The 22,883-nt window shown below is 63.4% G+C and carries 23 protein-coding genes; 8 read left to right on the top strand and 15 right to left on the bottom strand.

Features of this window, described 5'->3' with window-relative positions:
• Positions 1-9: 9 nt before the first annotated feature.
• Entirely contained in the window at positions 10-987 is a 978-nt protein-coding gene (locus IB229_RS09685) for an AraC family transcriptional regulator ligand-binding domain-containing protein (protein WP_192327556.1), read from the top strand.
• A 6-nt stretch (positions 988-993) separates the two neighbouring features.
• On the opposite strand, the gene IB229_RS09680 is transcribed toward IB229_RS09685, so the two are convergent.
• Positions 994-1,710, bottom strand: coding sequence for a tetratricopeptide repeat protein (locus IB229_RS09680; protein ID WP_192327553.1), 717 nt, complete (start codon positions 1,708-1,710; stop codon positions 994-996).
• Positions 1,711-1,877: 167 nt separating this feature from the next.
• Between IB229_RS09680 and IB229_RS09675 the strand changes: the two genes are divergently transcribed.
• Together IB229_RS09675 and ybaL are read left to right on the top strand one after the other, a co-directional pair.
• Positions 1,878-2,360, top strand: coding sequence for an acyl-CoA thioesterase (locus tag IB229_RS09675; protein WP_192327550.1), 483 nt, complete (start codon positions 1,878-1,880; stop codon positions 2,358-2,360).
• Between the two features lie 169 nt (positions 2,361-2,529).
• Entirely contained in the window at positions 2,530-4,188 is a 1,659-nt protein-coding gene (gene ybaL / locus IB229_RS09670; RefSeq protein ID WP_192327547.1) for a YbaL family putative K(+) efflux transporter, read from the top strand.
• A 9-nt stretch (positions 4,189-4,197) separates the two neighbouring features.
• Here the strand turns inward: ybaL and IB229_RS09665 are convergent, their stop codons facing one another.
• A complete protein-coding gene (locus tag IB229_RS09665) occupies positions 4,198-5,463 on the bottom strand; it encodes a hypothetical protein (RefSeq protein ID WP_192327544.1) in 1,266 nt (421 codons plus the stop codon).
• Positions 5,464-5,632: 169 nt separating this feature from the next.
• Here IB229_RS09665 and IB229_RS09660 point away from each other — a divergent pair, with 169 nt between their 5' ends.
• Positions 5,633-6,049, top strand: a complete 417-nt coding sequence (locus IB229_RS09660; RefSeq protein ID WP_192327541.1) for a DUF3301 domain-containing protein — start codon at positions 5,633-5,635, stop codon at positions 6,047-6,049.
• Here the strand turns inward: IB229_RS09660 and IB229_RS09655 are convergent.
• From IB229_RS09655 to IB229_RS09645, 3 genes are read right to left on the bottom strand one after another with little or no spacing between them, the layout of a single operon-like run.
• Entirely contained in the window at positions 6,046-6,399 is a 354-nt protein-coding gene (locus IB229_RS09655; RefSeq protein WP_192327537.1) for a hypothetical protein, read from the bottom strand. The two genes, IB229_RS09660 and IB229_RS09655, sit on opposite strands and share 4 nt — an antisense overlap.
• On the bottom strand, positions 6,392-7,270 hold the full coding sequence (locus IB229_RS09650) for an alpha/beta fold hydrolase (protein ID WP_192327534.1): 879 nt from the start codon (positions 7,268-7,270) through the stop codon (positions 6,392-6,394). Before IB229_RS09650 ends, IB229_RS09655 begins: the two co-directional genes overlap by 8 nt.
• Before the next feature lie 55 nt (positions 7,271-7,325).
• On the bottom strand, positions 7,326-8,126 hold the full coding sequence (locus IB229_RS09645) for an alpha/beta fold hydrolase (protein ID WP_192327531.1): 801 nt from the start codon (positions 8,124-8,126) through the stop codon (positions 7,326-7,328).
• A gap of 179 nt (positions 8,127-8,305) precedes the next feature.
• Here IB229_RS09645 and IB229_RS09640 point away from each other — a divergent pair, with 179 nt between their 5' ends.
• Entirely contained in the window at positions 8,306-8,926 is a 621-nt protein-coding gene (locus IB229_RS09640) for a TetR/AcrR family transcriptional regulator (RefSeq protein ID WP_192327528.1), read from the top strand.
• Here IB229_RS09640 and IB229_RS09635 read toward each other — a convergent pair.
• Together IB229_RS09635 and IB229_RS09630 are read right to left on the bottom strand one after the other, a co-directional pair.
• Positions 8,923-10,287 carry a DUF1329 domain-containing protein gene (locus IB229_RS09635; protein WP_192327525.1) on the bottom strand — a complete coding sequence of 455 codons (1,365 nt, stop codon included), beginning with the start codon at positions 10,285-10,287 and terminating at the stop codon, positions 8,923-8,925. The two genes, IB229_RS09640 and IB229_RS09635, sit on opposite strands and share 4 nt — an antisense overlap.
• Positions 10,288-10,302: 15 nt before the next feature.
• Positions 10,303-12,042: a DUF1302 domain-containing protein gene (locus tag IB229_RS09630; RefSeq protein WP_192327522.1), complete on the bottom strand. Its 1,740-nt coding sequence runs from the start codon at positions 12,040-12,042 to the stop codon at positions 10,303-10,305.
• Between the two features lie 319 nt (positions 12,043-12,361).
• Here IB229_RS09630 and IB229_RS09625 point away from each other — a divergent pair, with 319 nt between their 5' ends.
• Entirely contained in the window at positions 12,362-13,213 is an 852-nt protein-coding gene (locus tag IB229_RS09625) for an alpha/beta hydrolase-fold protein (RefSeq protein ID WP_192327519.1), read from the top strand.
• 70 nt (positions 13,214-13,283) lie between these two features.
• A complete protein-coding gene (locus IB229_RS09620) occupies positions 13,284-14,027 on the top strand; it encodes a hypothetical protein (RefSeq protein ID WP_192327516.1) in 744 nt (247 codons plus the stop codon).
• Here IB229_RS09620 and IB229_RS09615 read toward each other — a convergent pair.
• Positions 14,024-14,992, bottom strand: a complete 969-nt coding sequence (locus tag IB229_RS09615; protein WP_192327514.1) for a CobW family GTP-binding protein — start codon at positions 14,990-14,992, stop codon at positions 14,024-14,026. The genes IB229_RS09620 and IB229_RS09615 overlap by 4 nt on opposite strands.
• Before the next feature lie 72 nt (positions 14,993-15,064).
• Between IB229_RS09615 and IB229_RS09610 the strand changes: the two genes are divergently transcribed.
• Entirely contained in the window at positions 15,065-15,421 is a 357-nt protein-coding gene (locus IB229_RS09610; protein WP_192327511.1) for an NADH:ubiquinone oxidoreductase, read from the top strand.
• Here IB229_RS09610 and IB229_RS09605 read toward each other — a convergent pair.
• From IB229_RS09605 to IB229_RS09575, 7 genes are all read right to left on the bottom strand, one after another.
• Positions 15,418-16,062, bottom strand: a complete 645-nt coding sequence (locus tag IB229_RS09605) for a DUF1826 domain-containing protein (RefSeq protein ID WP_192327508.1) — start codon at positions 16,060-16,062, stop codon at positions 15,418-15,420. The two genes, IB229_RS09610 and IB229_RS09605, sit on opposite strands and share 4 nt — an antisense overlap.
• Positions 16,062-17,267 (bottom strand): zinc metallochaperone GTPase ZigA, encoded by a 1,206-nt coding sequence (gene zigA, locus IB229_RS09600; protein ID WP_192327505.1) that lies wholly within the window; start codon positions 17,265-17,267, stop codon positions 16,062-16,064. The genes IB229_RS09605 and zigA overlap by 1 nt, the downstream gene beginning before the upstream one ends.
• Positions 17,268-17,430: 163 nt before the next feature.
• Positions 17,431-18,756, bottom strand: coding sequence for a tRNA 5-hydroxyuridine modification protein YegQ (yegQ, locus tag IB229_RS09595; RefSeq protein WP_192327502.1), 1,326 nt, complete (start codon positions 18,754-18,756; stop codon positions 17,431-17,433).
• A 109-nt stretch (positions 18,757-18,865) separates the two neighbouring features.
• Positions 18,866-19,087, bottom strand: a complete 222-nt coding sequence (locus tag IB229_RS09590; RefSeq protein WP_192327499.1) for a hypothetical protein — start codon at positions 19,085-19,087, stop codon at positions 18,866-18,868.
• Positions 19,088-19,169: 82 nt separating this feature from the next.
• Positions 19,170-21,857 carry a T6SS phospholipase effector Tle1-like catalytic domain-containing protein gene (locus IB229_RS09585; RefSeq protein ID WP_192327497.1) on the bottom strand — a complete coding sequence of 896 codons (2,688 nt, stop codon included), beginning with the start codon at positions 21,855-21,857 and terminating at the stop codon, positions 19,170-19,172.
• Entirely contained in the window at positions 21,842-22,378 is a 537-nt protein-coding gene (locus tag IB229_RS09580; RefSeq protein WP_192327494.1) for a DUF3304 domain-containing protein, read from the bottom strand. The genes IB229_RS09585 and IB229_RS09580 overlap by 16 nt, the downstream gene beginning before the upstream one ends.
• Complete coding sequence (locus IB229_RS09575; protein ID WP_192329363.1) at positions 22,366-22,881, bottom strand: DUF3304 domain-containing protein; 516 nt, start codon at positions 22,879-22,881, stop codon at positions 22,366-22,368. Before IB229_RS09575 ends, IB229_RS09580 begins: the two co-directional genes overlap by 13 nt.
• Between the last annotated feature and the right edge of the window lie 2 nt (positions 22,882-22,883).

Below are 22,883 nucleotides of genomic sequence, written 5' to 3'. Positions count from 1 at the left end.
ACCGTCACCATGCGCGAAACGGACAACAATCTGCCCGAAGTGGCCAACCCGCCAGCGGACACGCCGCGCCCCGGCACCCAGCGCTTCCATCGCGGTCCGCTGGGGCGAGTGTTGCAGCGCTTCCTCAGCCAGCACCGGCCGCAACAGGAGTACAGCCTGGTGCACCTGGAGCAGCTGTGGCTGCAGGCGGCCGAGCTTGACCCGGCGATCGGCCTCAACCTGTTCGCCCAGTTCAGCCCTGGCGACTGGCACGTGCTGCTGCACCTGGCGCAATTCAGCGCCAGCGTCGAGCAGGCATTGCAGCATTGGCAGCGCTATGCCCGCCTGGCCTCGGACATGGAGCAGGTGAGCCTGCAGCGCGACGGCGAACGCCTGATCATCGAGCTGGATATCGACGCGCCGGATGCGCTGATGCGTTTTCTCACCGAGCATTACTCGGTGATGGCCGTCAGCATGCTGCACCTGGGGGCCGGCAGTGCGTTTCAGTTGCTGGGCGCCGAGTTTCGTCATGCCCGACCGGCCTACCATGGGCAATACGCGCGCTGGTTCGGCAAGGTGCAGTTCGGCGCCGCGCACACGCGCCTGTATCTGGATGCAGCCTGCCTGGCACTGCCCATGCGCCAGCATCATCCGGTGCTGGTCGAGCTGCTGCGCGACAGTCTGGATCGACGCCTGGCGCGCTTGCAGCAGTTCAACGGCTGGGCGGCCAAGGTTGCCGACCTCGTGCGCGGCGAGCTGCAGCACGGTCGCGCACCGAGCCTCGAAGTCGCTGCCGAGGCCCTGCACCAGAGCCCGCGCACCCTGCGCCGGCGCCTGCAGGAGCAGAGCCTGGGCTTTCGTGAGGTGCTCGATGCGGTGCGTGCCGAGCTGGAGCAGAGCCTGGAGCTGCAGGGTTTTGCACGCAGCCAGATTGCCGAGCAGCTCGGCTATGCCGACAGCGCCGCCTACCTGCACGCGCGCAAACGCTGGCAGGCCGATGGCGCATGAACGGACTCAGGGACGAGCCAGGTCATCCACCTTGTAGTAGCGCCCGCCGACGCTGATGTTGGCGCCGCCATAGTCCTGGCAGCCTTCGGCGAAGGTTTCCAGCACGCGCAGGCGCAGACCGTCGCGCAGCAGTTCGACCGCGCAGTCCTTGCGCAGCTCGGGGGACTCCAGGTGGTAGTAGGCGTTCTGCCCACGCAGCGTGCCGGTCAGTTCGCCGATGGCCGCCGGGCCCCATTCTTCCAGCTGTGCGCCGCCCACGCGGATCGGCGCGAATTCGGCGCGGTAGCTGCCATCACTCGCCGGGCTGATTTCCAGCGTGCTCCAGGCCGCCTGCCCGGCATAGCGGCGGTAAAGGCCTGCGGGGCTGGCCGTCAGCGCCTGCAGGTCGAGTGCACCGAGCTTGGCCAGGTTGTGCCGGGTAGCGGGGCCGTCGAGGCCAGCCTCCAGCGCCACTTCCAGCCAGGCCCGCGCCTTCCCCGGCTGGCCGGTCTTGAGCGTGGCGAGCATCAGGTTGTTCAGCGCCACTTCGCGATCGACCGCGTTGTCGCTGCTCTCGGCGCGGCGCAGCTGGCGCTCGAAGGCCTCGATGGCTTCGGCATAGCGCCCAGCCTGGTAGGCGGCGGTGCCGGCACTGTTGCACTGCGCGCTGGTGGCGCACGTCTGCGACGCGGCGGTGCACAGGGGGGAGAGAAGCAGCAGGCTGTAACAGAGCAAGTGTTTCATGGCGATGGTGTCCTCGCGGCGGTAATGGCCATGGTAAACCGATGCCACCCTCGCCTGGCCAGCCACAGCAGGTTTCTTGCATGGCAATCAGGGCGATAGACACTGCCAACGGGCAACCGCGGCTGCGGCCGACTAAGGTTGCCTGACCACCCTGCACAGAGCGCTCTATGGAACCCGGAACCGCACAGCTGTCGATGACCGTTCTGATGACCCCCGACATGGCCAACTTTTCCGGCAATGTTCACGGTGGCACCCTGCTCAAGTACCTCGACGAAGTGGCCTACGCCTGCGCCAGCCGCTATGCCGGGCGCTACGTGGTGACCCTGTCGGTGGACCAAGTGATCTTCCGCGAGCCGATTCACGTCGGCGAGCTGGTGACCTTCCTCGCCTCGGTCAACTACACCGGGCGCACCTCGATGGAAATCGGCATCAAGGTGGTCACCGAGAACATCCGCGAGCGCTCGGTGCGCCACACCAACAGCTGCTTCTTCACCATGGTCGCGGTGGACGACGAACGCCAGCCGACCCTGGTGCCGCCGCTGCAGCCGAACAGTGCCGACGAGCAGCGTCGTTTCGACCAGGCCCGCCAGCGCCGGGAGATTCGCGAGGAGCTGGAGCAGCGCTACCGCGCGCTGCGTGTCGACAGCTGAGCGATACACGCCCGGAGAAGAAATCAGCGTCCGCTGCGACCGCTTATCGGGTTACTCTAGCGGCCGCGGCAATCGCCGTATCCAGCACGGGTCTGGCCCCCGTGATCCACCTTCGAACCGCCTTGCGTGCCCATCAGGCTGTTCCCTGCGTGCCTCTAAAGGAGCCCGAATGCCCCACCACACCCCCCTGCTCGCCACCCTCGCCGCCGGCCTGGTTCTGGCATTTGTCTTCGGTACGCTGGCCCAGCGTCTGCGTATCTCGCCGCTGGTCGGCTACCTGTTCGCCGGCGTCGTCGCCGGGCCGTTCACCCCGGGTTTCGTCGCCGACCAGGCGCTGTCGATGGAAATTTCCGAGCTGGGCGTGATCCTGCTGATGTTCGGTGTCGGCCTGCATTTCTCGATGAAGGACCTGATGTCGGTCAAGGCCATCGCCATTCCCGGCGCGGTGGTGCAGATCACCGTTGCCACGCTGCTGGGCATGGGCCTGGCCTGGTCGCTGGGCTGGACGCTCGGCGCCGGCCTGATCTTCGGCCTGGCGCTGTCGGTCGCCAGTACCGTGGTGCTGCTGCGCGCCCTGGAAGAACTCAACCTGCTCGACACCCAGCGCGGGCGCGTCGCCATCGGCTGGCTGATCGTCGAGGACCTGGTGATGGTCCTCGCCCTGGTGCTGCTGCCGGCTCTGTCGGGCGTGCTCGGCGGCAAGCCGACCAACGAGGACGTCAGCATCGGCCTCGAACTGCTGATCACCCTGGCCAAGGTCGGTGCGTTCATCGCCCTGATGCTGCTGGTCGGGCGCCGCGCGATTCCCTGGATCCTGGCCAAGGTCGCGGCCAGCGGCTCGCGCGAGCTGTTCACCCTGGCCGTGCTGGCCATCGCCATGGGTATCGCCTTCGGCTCGGCGCAGCTGTTCGACGTGTCCTTCGCCCTCGGCGCGTTCTTCGCCGGCATGGTGCTCAACGAATCGGAACTGAGCCACGACGCCGCCGAGAAGACCCTGCCGCTGCGCGACGCCTTCGCCGTGCTGTTCTTCGTTTCGGTGGGCATGCTGTTCGACCCGCTGATCCTGTTCAAGGAGCCGCTGCCGGTACTGGCGACCTTCCTCGTCATCGTCGTTGGCAAGTCCCTGGCAGCCCTGGCCATCGTCCGCGCCTTCGGCCATCCGTTGAGCACGGCGCTGACGATTTCCGCGAGCCTGGCGCAGATCGGCGAATTCAGTTTCATCCTGATCTCCCTGGGCATCGGCCTGGAGCTGCTACCGGAGCAGGGCCGCGACCTGCTGCTGGCTGGCGCGATCCTGTCGATCCTGGTCAATCCGCTGCTGTTCCTCGCCATCCAGCGCCTGCAGCCCTGGCTGGACCGGCGCGAAGGTGTCGGCTTGCCGAGCCAGACCGAGATGGATGCGCCGCCACCGATTCTGGAGCGCAACCATGCGCTGCTGATCGGCTACGGCCGGGTGGGTCGCCGCGTTGCCGAGCGGCTGCGCGAGGCGGGTATTCCGCTGGTGGTGACCGAGGACAACCGCGCCGGTCTCGACGAACTGCGCAGTGCCGGCATCAGTGCCGTGCTGGGCAACGCGGCGCGCCCCGGCGTGCTGGAGCTGGCCCAGGTCGAGCATGCGCGCTGGCTGCTGATCGCCATCGCCAATGGCTTCGAAGCCGGGCAGATCACCCAGCAGGCGCGGGCGCTGAACCCGAACCTGGAAATCATCGCCCGTGCCCACTTCGACGCCGAGGTCGACTACCTCGAACAGAATGGCGCCGACCTGGTGATCATGGGCGAGCGCGAAATCGCTAATGGCATGTGCCAGCGCCTCGGCCTGACCGGCTGACCGAGCCGCTCAGAGCGGCACGCAGCGCCCGGACTCACGGGCCGGCAGGGGGCCGTCGAAACACAGGCGCCCCTGCTTGTCGAGGAACGGCCGCTGCGTTTCCAGGTACGGGCTGACCGCCTCCGGCAGCCCCGCCACTTGCGCCAGCAGTTGCGCGCCGGGCTGCGGGTGGGCGCTGAGGCTGACCAGGCGAATCTTGCTGTCGATGTCCATCAGGCGCCCGACATAGGCGACGAAATCCGGGTTGGCGATGCTCAGCAGGATGTTGCCGACGCGGTTGCGAAGGCCGGTGTGGGGAATGCTGATCTCGGGGTTGCTGCTGACCAGTTGCTGGAAGATCACCGGCGTGGTTTCCGACAGGTTGCTGGTCTGCTGGTACTGGATCAGGCTGGCATTGATGGTCATCTGCGGCTTGTACTCAAAGAACATCGATGCCTCCTCCAGCAGGCCGGGGATGTCGTCCTCGCGCAATTCCGCCAGCAGCGTCGCGGTGCCGAGAAACTCGCGCTGCAGCGCCGGGCGCAGTGTGCGCTCGGCCACAGTCAGCGGCGCCAGGGGCGCGGCGTGCGGCGTCAGGCCCATGCGCTGCAGGCGGGCCAGCCACTCCAGGTTGCGATTGAGCATCGAGGTCAGGACCATTTTCAGCACCAGCTGATCGGCCTGCGCCAGGTACCGGCGCACACCGGCATGGTCTTCCAGCAACAGCGCCTGCGCCGTCGCCCCGTCACCGCTCAGGGCCAGCGACAGCGCACGCAGGCTCAGCAACTGCTGGCCGCGAACCAGGTAGGTGAGCGGCAACACGGGCTCGGCAGCGCTGGGAGCTTGGAGGGTGCGAAAATCGCCGAGCGTGAGGAGGTAGCGATAACGGTTGAGCAGGGCGCCGTGCTCGGCGACCAGCGCCGGTAGTTGTTCCTGGCGCTCCAGCAGCCCGGCGAAACAGGCCTGCTTCTCGACCGGGCAGAAGTCCTTGCCGGCAGGCAGCGGCAGGCGTGTCTGCGGCGCTGGAGTAAAACCCGGCTCGGCGAAACCGTGGCGGGCCTGCCATTGCTGGTACTCGTGCAAGCGAGCCTGACCCAGCGCCGCTGGCGAATGCCGGAGCGGCGCATCGAGCCCGGCGAGAAACAGATAGGCCGCGCTGCTCCCCGGCCGCAGCTGCGCCTGTGCCAGCCACTGCCCTACCTCGGCACTCTGCGGCTCGTCGCGCAGCCAGTAGAACAGCCCACAGCCAAGCAGGGCGACGCTCAGTAGCCCGCCCACTATCCCGATCACTCGCATGCCCCAGCTACTCCCTGATGACCGTCGTGCGCGGCCTTGTTTCTCGGTGGATTCCAGCCCTGCCCGGACGCTAACCAATCAGCCGGATGTTCTCAATATCCGTATACGCGGGTTGTGAGAACAACCCGGCGGATCGGTTAAGCTGCCCATGACTGTTCCGGGAGTTGTCATGCTGAGCCTGTTCGATGTCTTCCTGTTGATCCTGTTTGTCGCCGCCGCGGCCTGGTTGTGGCGTGGGCATGGCATTCGCGAGCGCGCCCTGTTGCTGGCCAAGCAGCATTGCGCGCGGCTGGAGGTGGAGTTGCTCGATGGCAACGTTGCGTTGCAGCGATTGGCCGTGCTGCGCGATGGGCGTGGCAATCGTCGGCTGGCGCGGCTTTACGGCTTCGAGTTCACCGTCACTGGTGAGCAGCGCTTGAGTGGCCGCATCAGCATGTTTGGCCAGCAACTCGGCAGCATCGAGCTGGATCCGCACCCGGCCACGACGCCGGTGACCGAAGAGGCGGTCGTCGCCACCCAGCAGCCCGTCGGCAACGTCATCCAGTTGCAGGACTGGAAGCGCCAGCACGATCGCCTGGATAGCTAGAGCAGGCGCAGGATGGCCTGCCAGTCGTCGATGCAGGCGTAGGTCATCGGCTTGCGCAGCAGGCGGCAACGCAGGCGGTGCAACGCGCCACGCTGACGATTGCGCTGGCAACCGGCGATCAGCCACTGCGCGTCGAAAGCGTCCCAGACGCCCGCCACGCTCCAGTGATTGAGCCACAGCAGCGGCGCCACTTCGTAGAGAAAGATCCGCTGCAGTGCGTCGACGCTCAGGCCGCTTTCGCGCAGCCCGGCGGCGATGCGTGCATGGGCGGGCGCGTCGAGCTGAGTATCCAGCCACAGCTCGGACAGCAGTAGCCAGACACCTTCGCGTACAGCCTGGGGGTCAGCCACGCGCCAGCAGAAACGCAGCCACTTGCTCGGCAGTGCGCTGCGGGTGTTCCTGCATGAAGCAGTGGCCACCGGACACGGCCAGCTCGGTCACCGACGGGTTGCTCGCCGCCAGGCGCCGTGCCGATTTGCCGACGAAGGGGTAGGTCTGTTCGCCGTGGATCAGCAGCGTCGGCGTGCTCACCTTGCCCAGCGAGGGCCACAGGCGTTTGGGGAACGAGCTGAAGATGTCCACTTCGCGGCTCGGTCGGCATTTCAGCTCGACGCCCTCGGCGCTGTCCTTCAATGCATGGTCGACATAGGCGTGCAGCGCAGCATCGTCCCAGCCGCGGAAGATGCCGCGCCCGCGCAGCAGGTCGAAGGCTTCGCTGCGGCTCGCCCAGCGCTGCCGGCGTGCTGCCGATTTCTTCGCCATGACATTGCGCCGGTGCACGCCGAGCAGGGCGGACATGCCCATTACGCCGATCATGGTCGGGGTGAACAGCACCGGGTCGAGCAGCACGGCGCGGCGGAACAGTTGTGGATGGCGGGCCAGGATCAGGCTGCTGAGCACGCCGCCGAAGCTGTGGCCGAGGATGTAGCGCGGCACATCAGCAAAGATGCCGCGGCCCGCTTCAAAAGCCTCAATGGCCAGTTCGGCGCTGCGGTTCCAGCCGTGGAAGCGGCCGCCGTGTTCGGTTTCACCGTGGCCCTGGACATCGCACAGCCACAGGTCGAAATGCTCGGCGAGCTGCGCCAGCATCGGCTCATAGGCGCGGCCGCAGAAACCGTTGCCATGCAGGAAGTGCAGCAGCGGCTTGCCCGAAGGCGCGGAGTGCCAGCCCGTGAGGGTGAAACCGGCGGAACAGGAATGGGACCAGGGGAGCAGGTGCATAAAAAGGGCCGCAGCAGTGGACTGCGGCCAAGTGTAACGACGACTCCGCCCGGCGTCAGGCAGGCAAAGTCGCCGAATGCTCGGCGATAAAATCCAGCAGCAGGGCGTTCAGCCGCTCTGGCTGATCCAGCGGCGTGGCATGCCCGGAGTCTTCCACCACCTCCAGACGTGCATTGCGCAGCTCGCGCACGTACGCCTCCTTGTAGGCTAGCGGGGTGTAGTCGCGGTCACCGGCGATCACCAGTACGGGCGTGTCCCGCATCTGCACCGCCGGCAGGGTCGACCAGCCGGGGATCGCGCGCATGGCGTGCAGGTAGGAGGTGCGGTCGTTGCCGGCGATACGCTCGCTGACCAGGTCACGCAGTGCCTGCTGTTCCGGTTTGGGAAACAGCTTGTTGGCGAGCATCCCGGCCAGCGCCGGCAGACCGAACAGGCGAACCAGTGTCAGGCGCAGCCAGACCTGGGCGCGAATACGCCAGGAGTCGAGCGGGAAGCTCGGTGCGCTGTTGATCACCGCTGCTGCGTGCACCAGCTGCGGCCGGTCGGCGAGCAACTGGAAGGCGACCATGCCGCCCATGGAGATGCCGGCAACGATGCAGGGGCCGATCTGTTTGGCTTCGATGAAGGCCGCCACGTCGGCGGCCATCTCGGCGATGGTGATTGGCGCGCGCAGGGGCTCACTCTCGCCGTGGCCGCGTAGGTCCAGTGCGTACACGCAGCAGGAATGCGCCAGGCAATCGATTTGCGGTTGCCAGTCGAGCAGCGACGAGCCCAATCCGTGGAGCAACAACACCGGCACGCCGTGGCCCTCGCGAATATAGGCAAAACGACCGCCTGGCAAAGTTATGTAGTCCATGGCTAAGTTCTTCCATTCATTATTCAAGACAATAAAAATTCATGATCGCGGTGTAATTGCGACCTAATAAAAGCTGGCTGTTTAAACAGAATTAGAAGCGCGGCTTATATGGGTTCGGTTATTTGCCTTGCTTCGGTAAACCCCCTAGAATCGGGCCTGCGTCGGTTTGAGAAAAGATCATGTACAGCATCGCCAGCCCCACCCAGGCTCGTAGCAAGAAAGCTCTGGAACGCTTCCTCAATGTTGCCGCCGAGCTGTTGGCGAACGACAGTTTCGAAGAAACCGGCATCTCGCAGATTGCCCAACTCGCTGAGTCTTCGGTGGGTACGTTCTATCGCTTGCTGGCTGACAAGGACGTGCTGCTGTATGCCGTTCACGAACGCTTCGTCGAGCAGGGAAAGGCCGCGATAGACGCGCTCACCGACGAGATCAACCGCAGCGAAGCGCCGCTGGACGCGCAGATCGAAGCCTTCATCCAGAGGGTGATCGCCCTGTTCGTCGGCAGCGAAGGCCTGCTCCGTGCGCTGGTTCGGCGCAGCTCGGCGGACATCCAGTTCCGCCAGCGCTTTCACCAGCTCAACGCCTACATCGGCCAGGCCTTCTGTCGCATCGCCCTGGCCCGGCTGAACCAGCTTGGTCACCCGCGCCCGGAGCAGGCTGCGGACCTCAGTGCCCATGTGCTGATCGCGGGCATGAACTATTTCACGATGATCGGCGCGATGGGCACGACCCCCCGGGAACTTATTCCCGGAGAACTTTCGCGGCTCGTCTGTAGTTACCTGGAAGTTCAAAAGCATTAACGCCTGCTGTCACGGCGTAATTGTGCCGGGGTGAAGTCGGACGGTTTTAACGACACACCAAATTGATCCGCCGGCTCTTCGTTGGACAATATGCCAATGACATAGCGGCCACCGATCAGGTCATATATCGCGTCGCCTTTGGTCCACAACAGTGGCTGGTCATAGAAGTTGATGGTGTACGACTCGCCGAGACGCCAGAGATTGTCGCGGTTGTCGTAATGGTCAACGACGACGATCTGGTAGCTGTCCTCATCGAAGTACATATCGCGCTGTTTGTACTGGTGGCGCATGCCGGTCTTCAGCGTCGCCCGCACGTGCCACACCCGGTGCAGTTCGTAGCGCAGCAGGTCCGGATTGACGTGGCCGGCCTTGACGATGTCCTTGTACTTCACACTGCGCGAGGCAAAACGGTAGCTGTTGTAGGGCACGTACAGCTCCTTCTTGCCCATCAGTTTCCAGTCGTACTTGTCCGGGGCTCCCGAGAAAATGTCGAAGTTATCGGTGGTGCGCATGCCTTCGGAGGCGGTGCCGGGCGAGTCGTAGGTCACGTTCGGCGTGCGTCGTACGCGGCGCTGGCCGGCGGCGTAGAGCCAGGCCAGACGCGGCTCCTTGACCTGGTCGACGGTCTCGTGGACGAGCAGCTCGGTGCCGGCCAGGCGCGCCGGGGCGAGTACCGACTGGCGGAAGTAGAAGAGGATGTTGCCGTTGTCCTTGGCGGCGTTGCCGGCGTCCTGGTTGAACAGGAACAGGTCCTCGATCTGGGTCATGAAGTAGTCGCCGCTGGCGTGCGGCACGGCCTGCGCATAGAAGCGCTTCACGCTGTCGCCGCGGTAGCGCACCAGGTGGTTCCACAGCACTTCGAGGGCCGATTGCGGGATGGGGAAGGGCGTCGCCGTCTTGAAGTCGGCGATGCCGTTGCCGTTGGCGATCAGCTTGGCGCTGGTGGCGTTGTCCTTGACCGCTGCATAGACCTTGTCCGGGTACGACGCCGAGCGCCGTGTCGGGTAGACCTGCAGTTTCCAGCTCTGCGGATATCGTTTGAGCATCGCCAGCTGGCCTGGGCTCAGGTGGTCGGCGTACTGCGCGGCGTTGGCGTTGGTGATGCTGAACAGTGGCTGATCGGCGGCGAACGGGTCCTTGTAGCCCACGGCCGGGTCGAAGGCATCGGCCTGCCTGGCCAGGCCACCGTCCCAGGCGGGAATGGTGCCGGCGGCGTTGCCGGCCTTTTCGGCGCCCATTGGCGTAAGGTCTTGGCCGAGGCGTGCGGCCTGGTCAGCGGAAACCTGCGCGTGCAGCGCTGGCGCGGCCAGCAGGGCGAGGGCGGTCAACAGCCCGCTACGGAGTAGTCCTGATGTGTACATGACGAGGGTTCCTTGTCAGAAGCTGTATTTGACGTTGAAGCTGAGGAAGTCGCGGTCGCTGCGCTTGTTCGACAGACCGCCTCCGCTGTAGCCGACGTACTTGGTGCCGACCGTCAGTGATTCCTTGTAGATCGCGTCGATGCCGACCGAGTAGCTCTGCGCTTCCTCGTCCAGGCCGTTGGTGAGCTGGGGCGCGACGCCGTTGATGCTGTACTGGTAGCTGAAGTTGGGCACCAGGTTCACCAGGTTGAACACGTTGCTGTAGGTCAGCTGCATGCTCACCTGGGCGCCGTAGGCGGTGCTGGTGGCTTCGTAGTAGTCGACGTCTGACTCCAGGCCCTGCACGCGGCTGGCAACCAGCTCGGAGAACAGCGTCGCCGAGTCGGCGCCGAACAGGCCGGTGAAGTTGTAGATACCGACCAGCGAGGCCTGGTACATGTCCTTCTCGCGGTAACCGTCGAGGTGGGCGCCTGCCGGCAGGCCGTCGGGGTTGAGCAGGGCGATCGGCAGGTACTCTTCCAGGCCGAGGGCGATCGGTGTGTTCGGCCGGTAGCTCAGCTCGCCGGCCAGGGACAGGCCGTTGAAGATGCTGTCGCCGCCGATCGAGGTGTTGAAGCTGATGCCGTAGAGCTCGCGCTTCTCCAGGTACTCTGCGTAGTAGCGCGAGCTGCTGGCGTTGGGCAGCGCGCCGACCACGGGCAGCACCACCGGCTGGCCGACGGTCAGGCCGAGCATCGGCACCTGCATGTTGTAGCGCAGGTAGTAGAAGCCCAGTTCGGTGTCGTTCAGTTCCGGCACGAACCAGCGCAGGGCCAGGCCGTACTGGGCGGAATCGTCGCCGTCGATATCCTGTGCGCGTGGCATGAAGGTGGTCGGCACATAGCCGGCCAGCAGGCTGTTGACGAAGCCGGGAGGCAGGCTGTCGGCGTAGGCCTGGGCGAACGCCGGGTTGTCGAATGCCTGCGCCGCGCCGGCCAGGGCGGTGGCGGATTCCTGCAGTGGCGAAACGGCGAGGTAATCGCAGCCTTCACCGATCACGTCGAGGGTCGAGTAGTAGGTGCCGCAAGGGTCGATCTTCGAGGCTTCCCAGGCTTTGCCGGGTTGCCAGTAGCCTTCGATGCTGAGGTTGTCGCGCAACTCGAACGAGCCGTAGGCCATGAAGGTCGGCATGTACGCCTCCTTCAGCTCCGAGCCGGGCGCACGCAGGGCATTGATGTCCACCGGGTTGGTAGTGCCGATGCCGTTCTGGTAGTACAGGCCCTCGCCCCAGTTGATCACCTGGCGGCCGAGGCGGGCGTTGAGGGCGCGCTCGTTGATCGTCCAGCTGCCGTAGATGAAAGCGTCGAGCAGATCGGCGCTGGAGCCGGCTTCATCGAGCCCGGCATCGCTGATCTGCCGGTGGCGGCGCTCGTCTTCCTCCAGCTCGAAATCGTAGAAGGTACGACCGCGCACAAAGATGCCGTAGGTATCCTGGTAGCGCAGGTCCAGCTCCGAAACGGCCTTGACCACTTCGGAGAACAGCTCGTGTTTGCGGAAGTTGAGGTTGCCGTCGTCGGAGTTGATCAGCCCGGCATTGCTGCCGGTGCCGCCGTTCGCCCTGGCGATCAGTTTGCTGTCCTGATCCTCCATGCGGTAACTGACGCCGTACGACAGGGTTGTGTCCAGAGAGGTCGTCCAGTCTCCTGAGCGAACCTGAAATGCATGTGCCGCGCTGAACGGCAGAACGCCGAGCAGCGCCAGGCCGGCGACTGCCAAGCCTCTTCCTTAATGGGCCACGATGACCTCCAGCTGTTGTTTTTATCGGAATCGGAACATCGGTTCCGATACAAATTAGCTGCGTCACTGATCGCTGGCAAGAGGCCGGGAAAATTTTTCTTTGCCTGTGCATTTTTTGCGCAATTTCTTGCGCAGGCCGCAAGGCGCTTGCGGCGCTCTATATCGCCTGTTCCCTGCTTGTGTGTGTTGCACCTTAGCGCTGCAGGCCGCGTGAAGCTTGGATTCAGACACTTGACGGAATCGGAATTCCTGTTTCTATTTGTCGGGCAACAACCACAATAACAACGGAGAATCCGCCATGTTCACTGCTCGCCACACCCGTCTCGGTCTACTCGCTTCGCTGCTGTTTTCCTGCCTGATCCACAGCCCGGCGTGGGCCGATTCACGCTGTAGCGAGCGCGCCAAAACCCTGCTGCTGCCAGCCAAGGTCAGCTGTACCTATCAATCCACCTGGCTCGATTCCGGCATCGTCGGCAAGCGCAAGGTGATCTACCAGACGCCGCTGGGCACACCGCCGGCAGGTGGCTGGCCGGTGGTGCTGATGTACCAGGGCTCGTTCTTCCCGCTCAACGATTTCACCTACTACAGCAACATGCCCTTCGGTGGGTACTACGAAGGCAAGGTCATCCAGACCCTGCTCAACAATGGTTACGCGGTGGTTGCGCCGAGTGCGCCGGCGGACCTGTTCTGGCAGACCAACATCCCCGGCCTGGCCCAGGCCTACGAGGCGACCACCGACTACGACTTCCTCGGCAATGTGCTGAGCGCCATCGCTTCCGGCCACTTCGGCCCGCTCAACAGTCAGCGCAAGTACGCCACCGGCATTTCCAGCGGTGGCTACAACAGCAGCCGCATGGCCGTCTCGTTCCCGGGTCAGTTCCGTGCACTGGTGGTGCAGTCCGGTTCGTACGCCACCTGTTCCGGCCCGCTCTGCGTGGTGCCTGAGCAACTGCCGGCCGACCATCCGCCTACCTACTTCCTGCATGGTTTCGTCGATGCGGTGGTGCCGTGGTGGAGCATGGACCTGTACTACGACCGCCTGTTGCACCAAGGCATCGAGACCGGTCGCTACACCGAGCCGCTGGGCCGCCACGAATGGTTCGCCGCCTCGCCGGGCAAGGTGCTTGCCTGGTTCAACAGCCATCCCTGATCAACCCTTTCTCATGTCTTGAGCGCCACCGGCGAGCCTGCCTCGCCGGCGGCGCATGCCTGGAGTTCGCGTGAATCATCGATCGATCCGGCTGCTGTTCGGCCTGCTGGTCGCACTCTGTTGCGCGACCGTATCGGCGGGCCCAGCCGACAGCGAAGAAATCCCTCTGCATCACCTGCGCCTGGCTCTGCAGGGCACCCTCGGAGACTTCTACCTGCTCTACGGCGTCGACGCCGATCCACAACACAGCGCGTCCATCGAGCAGCGCCTGCGCCTCGCCCGCACCCAGCTGCAGGCGTTGCGGGCACATGCCACGGGTGCGCTGTCTGGCGAATGGGCAGCCTATGAACAGCAGCTGCGGCAGATGGTCGGCGACCTGCAGCAGCGCAAGGAACTGGACGGCAACACGATTGCCGAGTTGATCGCACGTCACAGCCGCCTGCTGCAGCTCTGCGGCGCCGAGCACCTTGGTGCCGCGCCTGCGCTCACGCCTGGCGCACAGACGCGGCAGCTGCAATGGCTGCTGCAGTCCATCGCTACCAGCTACATCGCCTACAGCGTTGGCGCCAATACCCTGGGCGGTGACGGGCAGGACATCGGAGAGCTGGTCCGCCAGTTCGATGACGGCCTGCACGGAATCAGCGGTGCGCAACGCCTGCTCGGCGATATCCGGCACAAGTGGAGATACATCGAACCGTCGCTGCGCAACTACCAGACCAGCGCGATTCCCTCGCTGGTCAACCGGTATGCAACGCAGATCATCGGCGAGCTCGACGCGTTGACGGCCACTGGCGCGGAAGCCGTAGTGAACTAATCCGCCAGCAGGCAGGCACGAAAACCGGCCTGCAACGCCTCGACAGGCTGCGCCTCATCGAAGATCAGTTCCAGGCGCGAATCCTTGCGCCACTCACTGTTCTGCCAGTGCAGCGCCTGGCCCTGCTGCGCATTGGCCGACAGCCAGCCGGCGTTGGTCTGCAGCACCAGCTTGGCGCGACGCCAGGGCAGGGCCAGCAACCACTGCTGCACGGCCATCAGCTCGAAGCGCTGGCTGGGGTGCCAGCGCCAGCCGATGCTCCAGCCATCCGCCTGCTGCTGGATCTGGCAGATCGGCTCGTGGGACTCGCGCCACATCGCGCCTGGCGGCAGCTGTCCGTCGGGCAGCGTCGTAGGGTGCTCGGCTTCACCGGCGATCACGGCATGCCCGGGCAGGGCGTGAAAGGCGATACGGCCCTGACTGGTCCAGCATAGGGGCAAATCCGGCAGCCCTTGCGCGAGCTTTTCGCGCGTTGCGGCATCCAGCGCTTCGCTCTTGTTCAGCACCAGCAGGCCGGCGTCCGGTAGCGCGTGTTGCTGGGCACTGGGCAGCGATTCGCCGGTGGCCAGGGCGGCAGCATCCAGCACCAGCACGGCCGGTTGCACCGCCAGCACGTCGAGCCAGGGCACGCTGCGCAACTGGCGCAGTAATTCACTTGGATGCCCCAAGCCCGAAGGCTCGATCAGCAGTCGATCCGGGCGAGCCTTGCGCAGCAGGCGGCCTAGGCCGACCTGGAACGGCGCGCCGTTGACGCAGCAGACGCAACCGCCCGCCACTTCGGCGAGGCTGATGCCGTCGGTGTCGGTGCTCAGCAGGGCCGCATCCAGGCCGATCTGGCCGAACTCGTTGATCAGGATCGCCCAGCGCTCGGCCGCGGGCTTCTGCGCCAGCAGGTGGCGGATCAGGCTGGTCTTGCCGGCACCCAGCGGGCCGGCGATGACGTGGGTCGGGATATTCTTCAGCATGGCGCTATGGTGAGGTTTTGCAGGCGGGCGGAAAAGGCTAAAGTCGCGACTTTGTTGTGGAGGATGGCTGGGATGCGTGCGATTGCGGCGGTACTGATGACGCTGGCCCTGGCGGGTCAGGCCTGGGGTGAAGCCTGTGTGGTGACGGCCCAGGGCAACCAGGTGGACGTGAAGGTCTGCCAGCAGAACCGCACGATTCCCCCGAACCTGTTCCGCAGCGGCTTCTGCCAGCCGCAGCTGCAAGGGCAGAAGGTCGACGTCATTTTCGCCGAGCAGTGCCCGATCGGCGCCTTCGGTGAATGCCGCAACGCCAAGGTCGTCGGCACGCCGTATCAGCAGGACATCCACTACTACGGCGTCGCCACCGATGCGCGCTACCTCAAGCCCGCCTGTGAGCAGCAGAGCAAGGGCGTGTGGATGGCGCGCTAGGCGAGCCAGTCCAGGGTCAGCAGCAGACGCCGCTCGCCACCCTGCGGTTGCGGCGAGCGGTGGATCAACCCCGCGCCTTCGTTGCCCAGCCACTTCTCGCCCTTGGCCAAGGCCACCTCGCCAGCGGCCAGCTGTTCGATCAGGCCGGCATCCTCTGGCTCGGCCCGCGCATCGCCGAGTCGTGCCCTCGGCATCACACCTTCTCGCAGCCACTGGCTGCCGATGCCGGCGTAGGTCGTGATCAGCCGCAGCGGCACATGATCGACATGAAAACGCGGGCACATCGCCTGATCGAGAATGCGCAGGCGCACGCCAATACGTCGCGCATCGAGCAGGCAAGCGAAGGCCTGAACCAACCATTCGACGTCGCTGACGAACGCCGCATAGCCGTGCAGGTCGGTATAGCCGGCAGCGAGCGTGGGCAACTGCACCGGTGCATCGGCATGCTCCAGGGCAACCGTCAGCGACTCGGCCAGTGGCTGCTTCTGTGCCAGCAACAGTGTGGCGAAATCCTCGATCTGTACCGGCAGCCGCCGCTGCCAGAGCGCCAGGTTGACGCCGTCTTCCAGCACCTCGCCAAGCACCTGCGGTGCTTCACCACGAACCTGACGCGGCGCTGGCGACAAGCGCATTGCGAGCATCAGGCGGCTTCCTCGTGCCAAGGCCCGAACGGATCGGGCAACAGCACCCAGCTTTGCGGGCCGGCAGCCAGTTCAGCATCGTCGAGCAGGCAGGCGTCCAGCTCGGCGCTGAGCTGGACGAAGTCGATGTGCTGGCCGATGAACACCAGTTCCTGGCGGCAGTCACCGGTCTCCTTGTCCCAATGCTTGAGGATGTCTGCCAGGTTGTCCTCATCGCTCGGCCACTGTGCCTTGGGGACGAAGCGCCACCAGCGCCCGGCATGCCCGTGGCGCATCAGCCCGCCGGCCTGCGACCAGCTGCCGGCATCCTGCGGCTTGCTCGCCAGCCAGAAAAAACCCTTGGAGCGCAGCAGGCGGCCGTTGCTCCACGGCCGATCGAGGAAAGCGAAGAAACGCTGCGGATGGAATGGTCGCCGTGCCCGATAGGCACTGGAGGCGATGCCGTACTCCTCGGTTTCCGGCACGTGCTCGCCGCGCAGCTCCTGCAACCAGCCGGGCGCCTCGGCGGCGCGCTCGAAATCGAAACGGCCGGTGTCGAGGATCTTCTCCAGCGGTACGCCACCCATGGCCATCGGCAGGATTTCCGCCCGCGTGTTGAGGCGGCGCAGGATGGCGCTCAGCTCCTCGCGCTCGGCGCGGGCGATCAGGTCGACCTTGCTGATGAGGATCACGTCGGCAAACTCGATCTGCTCGACCAGCAGGTCGGTGATCGAGCGCTCGTCGTCTTCGCCGAGGGTTTCACCGCGGCTGGCCAGGCTCTGCGCCGCATGGAAGTCGGGCAGGAAGTTGACCCCGTCGACCACCGTGACCATGGTGTCCAGGCGCGCCAGGTCACTCAGGCTCTGGCCCTGCTCATCGCGAAAGGTGAAGGTCTCCGCCACCGGCAACGGCTCGGCGATGCCGGTGGATTCGATCAGCAGGTAATCGAAGCGCCCGTCGCGCGCCAGGCGGCTGACCTCTTCCAGCAGATCCTCGCGCAAGGTGCAGCAGATGCAGCCGTTGCTCATCTCCACCAGCTTCTCCTCGGCGCGGTTGAGACTGACGCCCTTCTGCACCTCGCTGCCGTCGATGTTGATCTCGCTCATGTCGTTGACGATCACCGCCACGCGGCGGTTCTCGCGGTTCCTCAGTATATGGTTGAGCAACGTGCTCTTGCCGGCACCGAGAAAACCCGACAGCACGGTTACGGGGAGTCTCTTGTCCATCACGGTTTCCTTAGCGGTAAATGGAGGGTTCGAGTTACTGCGATGTCTAGTAGAGGAAATTCTTTTTATTGTTATAACATAGCAATATCGATTGTTGTGAATCAGAACATCTGAATCACACATGTGCACTAGACCCAGGCAGCTAGTCGGGGGAGTCTTCCGATCAAGAACAATTATCGAGATGACGTAGCAGCAGGGCGTTGTCCAGGAACAGATCGGTCGGCAGCGGCAGATAGACGATATGACCATCGCCGGGTGCTACCTCGATGGCGTTGCCGGCGCCGTTCTCCAGTGCGCCGAGGACGAAATGCAGGTTGCCATCGGGGCGCATCAGCTCCAGACGATCACCGACGGCGAAGCGGTTCTTCACTCGCACTTCGGCGTGCTCGCCACGCCGTGCGCCGGTGAGCTCGCCAACGAACTGCTGGCGCTCGGAGACGGAGCTGCCGCGCTCGTAGTTCTGGTATTCGTCATGCACATGACGGCGTAGGAAGCCCTCGGTGTAGCCGCGGTTGGCCAGTGACTCCAGGCGCTCCATCAGGCCGCGGTCGAACGGCCTGACCGCCACCGCGTCATCGATGGCCTGGCGGTAGGCCTGCGCCGTGCGGGCCACGTAGAAGTGCGATTTGGTGCGGCCCTCGATCTTCAGCGAATGCACGCCCAGGCGCAGCAGCCGCTCGACATGCTGCACGGCACGCAAGTCCTTGGAGTTCATGATGTAGGTGCCGTGTTCGTCCTCGAAGGCTTCCATCAGTTCGCCTGGCCGGGTGCTGTCTTCGAGCAGGAACAGTTGTTCGGTGGTCGGCCCGGCCCCCAGGGTGGGCGCGCAGCGCTGGACGATCTCGCCCAGCTCGTTCTGCTCCCCGGCGTGCGCCTGGTATTGCCAGCGGCAGGCGTTGGTGCAGGTGCCCTGGTTGGGATCGCGGCGGTTGATGTAGCCAGACAGCAGGCAGCGCCCGGAATAGGCCATGCACAAGGCGCCGTGGACGAAGACCTCGAGCTCCATGTCCGGTACCGCCGTACGTATCTCGCCGATCTCCTCCAGCGACAGCTCGCGCGACAGGATTACCCGGCTCAACCCCTGACGCCGCCAGAATTCGACACTGGCCCAGTTCACCGCATTGGCCTGCACCGAGAGGTGGACGGGCATCTGCGGAAAATGCTCGCGCACCAGCATGATCAGCCCGGGGTCGGACATGATCAGTGCGTCCGGCTGCATCTCCACCACCGGCTGCAGGTCCTTGATGAAGGTCTTCAGCTTGGCATTGTGCGGCGCGATGTTGGCCACCACGTAGAAACGCTTGCCCTGCACATGTGCCTCGGCGATACCCTGGGCCAGGGTGGCGTGGTCGAACTCGTTGTTGCGCACCCGCAGGCTGTAGCGCGGCTGCCCGGCATACACCGCATCGGCGCCGTAGGCGAAGGCATAGCGCATGGACTTGAGCGTGCCGGCAGGGCAGAGCAGTTCGGGGGCGAGCGGTGCAGGCATGGTGTTGATCGTCGACGGCAGAAAGCGGCCGACGATTCTAGGGGCCTACGCAGCAGCGGATATTGATGTGGGTCTATGCGGCGGGGCTACTGGGATATGTTCCGGCCGTCTATGGATGCGGACGGCGTGGCTCCGGTACCAGCCAGCCGATGACTCCGCAGATGGCCGAGATCGCCAGCAGGATCTTGGCTGCGGCGAACACGTTGTCGACCGACTCACTGGACTGTCCCTCTCCACTGATGGCCGCGGCGACAACTGCGCCGCCGATATAGAAGGCCAGCAGGGACAGGATCATGCTGATCAGGCAGGTGGTTAGGAGCGTTGTTTTCATCCCTGTTTTCCTTGCATGGATTCGCCGGTTACGCGCGTTGATGGAGGGCGCCGCCTTTCCTTTGCGACGCCTGTCGCGGGCATCAGCCGATGCCCAGTTTTCTGCCAGTCAGATCGGCAGCGATGTCGAGCCAGTCTGGAGGCCGGGGTACGGCAGGCTGCTCGGCCTCCCACAACTGCTCAACGGCCTTACCGACCAACCCCATCGGGTTGCCGTCCTTGGCCTCAGCCACCGCCTTGGCGGCTTGAGCGGCCTGGAGGATGGTCTTCAGCTCTGGTGTGGTGGCGGTCAGTTCGGTGAGTTCGACGGGGGCGGGTAAGGTATCCACCAGTTTGTTCAGACTGCCGATGTCCTTACTGAATGTGCGTACCGCGTCCAAGCCTGTCTGCATGGGCAGGGCGAGCCCGGTAAGCGGGTCGAAGGCGCTGATTTGCGGGAAGCCGGTCTTGCCTCGCAGTATCGGTGTACCCAGCGACGGCAGGCTAAGGCCGAGCAGGTAGCGAGGGTCGCGACGCTTGATAGTGAGGCCGATGCTGGCCAGGGCGATGCCGACACCAACCACGCGGCCGGTCTTGGCGAGCAGCGAGAGACGCTTGTTGGATTGGTCGTCGAAGTGTACCAGGCGGTAGCGGAAATAGTCGGTGAACGGCTCCCGTTCTGCGACAAAGGACGAGTTCATGAACCATGCGCGCGAGTCGTGTACGTGATTGTCGAAGAGTCCTACCAGGTTGTCCTGTCCAGGCGCTATTTGATGGTTGGTGAATAGCCTCTTGTGATTCGCGGTTCCCTGCTCCCAGATACTTTTGTACTCCTCCGCTTCGTCTTCCTCGTTGAGCAGGTAGACCAATCCACCGAGCGCAATATTGAGGACTCCCCCCACAGAAAAAGTGTCTTCACCCATTTCCCAGGACTGTTCATAATCACGACGAAATTCGTCTGCAGCGCGGCGCAGCTGGCGTTGATCCAGAGGCGGCTCATAGGTCTTGTTGGTGTTGAGCTTCGTGTACCTGTCCTGGCCGACTATTTTGAAGTCTTCTTCGAAACAGAACCGTTTGCCGGGGCTGGCGACCTCCCAGGACTCTCCAGCCGAGTAGCCTTGACAGTCGCCTGTAGCCGCCGGTCTCCCGGCGGAAATGCGCTCGACACAGCTGACTTCCTTGATGCCTTTGCGTTTGCGGGCGGCTTCCTCGTGCTTGTGGGTGTGCAGTCGGCGCTTGGCGCCCCACATTTCATCGGATTCGTCCTGTTCTCCAATAGATTTGTAGAAGTCGGTCTCTGTCAGATGATGGCAGTAGCGCTCGATCCTCCAGCCTGTGATCAGCGCGGCTTCGCGTTCCATTACCTTTTCTAGCGAGCCAGCCTTTGCCTGGGATTGCCATGCGTTGAAACGATCAATCAGGGTCGGTGAAAGGTCAAAGGCAGCGTGAGTATCGCTGTGCATCACGCGCCATGGCTCTGCGTTTTCAATAAGCCCTAAGGGTATTTGTAGAGGTGCCCCGGCGTTAAATGCCTCGCGATACATGTGATGCAACGGTAGCTGGGACATTAACTCACCTTGTCCTCCCATGGCCTTGCCCTGATCTCCGGGTGGATAGCCGCCGCCGATATCCGAGTGCATGCCTGGATAGACGAACTCAATGGTGCCTGCACGATAGGTGGATTGCTCTTCCTGCGAGCCATCGGGCAAGCGCGCGCGGCGGCGTATGGAGTCCAAGGGGAAGCTGGCGCGCTGTTCGTGGGCGGACACCAAATGCACGCAGCGTTTGAGGAAACGGCGATCTTCGGGCAGCGCTGTTGGCATGCATGCCTGAGTGGTGTGCTCATCAGGGAGGCGCATGGTGCCGTCAGCCCAGTCCATATGTCCCGCGGCGAATGGCGCGCTGTCGGCGATGCCAACTGCTGCAACGGTATCGAATAAGCCGAGAAATTCGATGGAGATGGGCAAGCCGGCGAAGCGATACTCGTCGCCGCTTATTGTCGAACGGCGAGTCAAGTCTGCGAGCCAATTGGCAAAGGTGCGCGCCTCCGCGGCGCCACGGGAGAAACCGTAGACATACAGACGCATGGCCAGTATTTCTGGTTTTTGTTGCGTTTGTTTGCGCTGCTCTAGCAACGAGGCAAGCTTATCCATCTCGGGAGTTAGGGTTGCCCTACGTTTGGAGTTACCCCTTTCTAGTAACGTGCCGGTTGCCATGTGTAAGAGCCAGCAGGTGCTCATGTCCTTGATCAGTTTGAAAGCTTCATTTTCTAGGAGAGGCTTTTCGGCTAAGGATCTCCGAACGGCATCAATTAGTCTGGTAAGCCCCCAATTGATTCTATTTTCACCGCCCTTGGCACCTTTGAGACCATCTGGATCTGGCACATATTCTTGGATGTCTTCAAATACAGTTCCTACTCCAGGGCAGTAATAACGGAAAAATCCGGCCTCACGAGCGTTAGCGTCTGTATGTCGGATGCTCGCGTGAAAGAGCCGTGCGATATTGCTAGTACAGCGTGGGTTGGCCTGCATGTCGCTTGGTTCGTGGTTATTGGTGCCGTCGAAAAACAAGCTGATATGTAGTGCCTTGGAGCAAGGCTCCAAGGCTTCCTCTGCATTTCTGGCGCTAGCATGAATGTTCCTGCTCCAGCATTGCTTCTCGTCTGCCACCTGCCGATCGAAATTCGATTTAACCTCTTTAGGCTCTTGCGGCAGAGCTGGGCGGGTAAAAAGCGGCGCAATATGGACCTGCCCCCCAACTGGTGGACATCCACTTGTTAGGGTTTGGGGCATTTGTTGGGCTCCTTCATGTTCAGCACGTCGTTGTGGGGATAACCCGGCTGCCCAGGTATTAGTCCATTGACGGCAACTCGCACCTGATCGCAGGGCAGAAAATGAACGTTCATGCTGCCTACGTTTTTATAAGGGGGAATTTCGACCGTGATGCGATGGCGAGTGTAATTAGCGACGTGTTTTTTATAGGCTGCCCTGTACTCATCAGTTCCCAGAGGAGGCCAACTCGCATAATCAAAGGGTTTTGGATCCTTTTCCCACTCAACTACTGCCGTCATTCCTGGCCGCCATTGACTGGGTACTGTGGTACAGCAAACAAAACTACCTCCCCCCTCATTGGGTCCCACATTGCCACCTCCTGAGCCGTTGATCATGAAGCTATTAATGGCGGCGGAGGTGTGGTTGTAACCACTTACTGAAGGGTGCAGAAGTTCTGGCTGCTGAGCGGCACAGCCGCTTGCCAGCATCAGTGGCGTTAGCGCCAATAGGCAGTTAAGGGCGATGTTTATTAGTCGGAACATGTTTTTGGCTCTTCCATATTGAGTTCTTCATTGTGCGGGTAGCCGGGATAGCCAGGACGGACGCCATTGACGGCGACACGGATTTGATCGCACGGCAGGAAGTGAACATTCATGCCGCCTATGTCTTGGTGCGGAGGAATTTCGACTGTGGCGCGATGGTGGGTGTATTTCGCGACATGTTGCTTGTAAGCCGCTCTGTATCCATCCGTGCCAAGAGGCGGCCAATTGGCATAGGCGAAAGGTTCGGGGTCTTTCTCCCATTCAACAGTGGCTGTCATGCCGGGGTACCATTTACTGGGTACGGTAGTGCAGCAGTTAAATTTCCCGCCTCCTTGATGAGGTCCCAAATTTGGGCCACTGTCACCGTTGACCCTGAACCAGTTGATCGCGGCTGAGGTGTGGTTGTAGCCGGTGACTTGAGGGCTAAGGAGTTTGCGCGGTTGAGAAGAGCACCCAGCTTCCAATAGCAAACAGATCAGCAGGCACAAAGTCCGCCTATTCATTT

Source organism: Pseudomonas sp. PDM14, assembly GCF_014851905.1.
Classification (GTDB): domain Bacteria; phylum Pseudomonadota; class Gammaproteobacteria; order Pseudomonadales; family Pseudomonadaceae; genus Aquipseudomonas.
Note: the sequence above shows the minus strand (reverse complement) of the source record. Positions and strands in the feature narration are given on the sequence as shown.

Coding starts and splice junctions, on each gene's coding strand:
- IB229_RS09580 (WP_192327494.1), bottom strand. CDS start 22,378: ATGTTCCGACTAATAAACATCGCCCTTAACTGCCTATTGGCGCTAACG.
- IB229_RS09625 (WP_192327519.1), top strand. CDS start 12,362: ATGTTCACTGCTCGCCACACCCGTCTCGGTCTACTCGCTTCGCTGCTG.
- IB229_RS09590 (WP_192327499.1), bottom strand. CDS start 19,087: ATGAAAACAACGCTCCTAACCACCTGCCTGATCAGCATGATCCTGTCC.
- IB229_RS09645 (WP_192327531.1), bottom strand. CDS start 8,126: ATGGACTACATAACTTTGCCAGGCGGTCGTTTTGCCTATATTCGCGAG.
- IB229_RS09585 (WP_192327497.1), bottom strand. CDS start 21,857: ATGCCCCAAACCCTAACAAGTGGATGTCCACCAGTTGGGGGGCAGGTC.
- IB229_RS09680 (WP_192327553.1), bottom strand. CDS start 1,710: ATGAAACACTTGCTCTGTTACAGCCTGCTGCTTCTCTCCCCCCTGTGC.
- IB229_RS09640 (WP_192327528.1), top strand. CDS start 8,306: ATGTACAGCATCGCCAGCCCCACCCAGGCTCGTAGCAAGAAAGCTCTG.
- IB229_RS09650 (WP_192327534.1), bottom strand. CDS start 7,270: ATGCACCTGCTCCCCTGGTCCCATTCCTGTTCCGCCGGTTTCACCCTC.
- zigA (WP_192327505.1), bottom strand. CDS start 17,267: ATGGACAAGAGACTCCCCGTAACCGTGCTGTCGGGTTTTCTCGGTGCC.
- IB229_RS09660 (WP_192327541.1), top strand. CDS start 5,633: ATGCTGAGCCTGTTCGATGTCTTCCTGTTGATCCTGTTTGTCGCCGCC.
- ybaL (WP_192327547.1), top strand. CDS start 2,530: ATGCCCCACCACACCCCCCTGCTCGCCACCCTCGCCGCCGGCCTGGTT.
- IB229_RS09675 (WP_192327550.1), top strand. CDS start 1,878: ATGGAACCCGGAACCGCACAGCTGTCGATGACCGTTCTGATGACCCCC.
- IB229_RS09635 (WP_192327525.1), bottom strand. CDS start 10,287: ATGTACACATCAGGACTACTCCGTAGCGGGCTGTTGACCGCCCTCGCC.
- IB229_RS09685 (WP_192327556.1), top strand. CDS start 10: ATGCGCGAAACGGACAACAATCTGCCCGAAGTGGCCAACCCGCCAGCG.
- IB229_RS09605 (WP_192327508.1), bottom strand. CDS start 16,062: ATGCTCGCAATGCGCTTGTCGCCAGCGCCGCGTCAGGTTCGTGGTGAA.
- IB229_RS09615 (WP_192327514.1), bottom strand. CDS start 14,992: ATGCTGAAGAATATCCCGACCCACGTCATCGCCGGCCCGCTGGGTGCC.
- IB229_RS09610 (WP_192327511.1), top strand. CDS start 15,065: ATGCGTGCGATTGCGGCGGTACTGATGACGCTGGCCCTGGCGGGTCAG.
- IB229_RS09575 (WP_192329363.1), bottom strand. CDS start 22,881: ATGAATAGGCGGACTTTGTGCCTGCTGATCTGTTTGCTATTGGAAGCT.
- yegQ (WP_192327502.1), bottom strand. CDS start 18,756: ATGCCTGCACCGCTCGCCCCCGAACTGCTCTGCCCTGCCGGCACGCTC.
- IB229_RS09665 (WP_192327544.1), bottom strand. CDS start 5,463: ATGCGAGTGATCGGGATAGTGGGCGGGCTACTGAGCGTCGCCCTGCTT.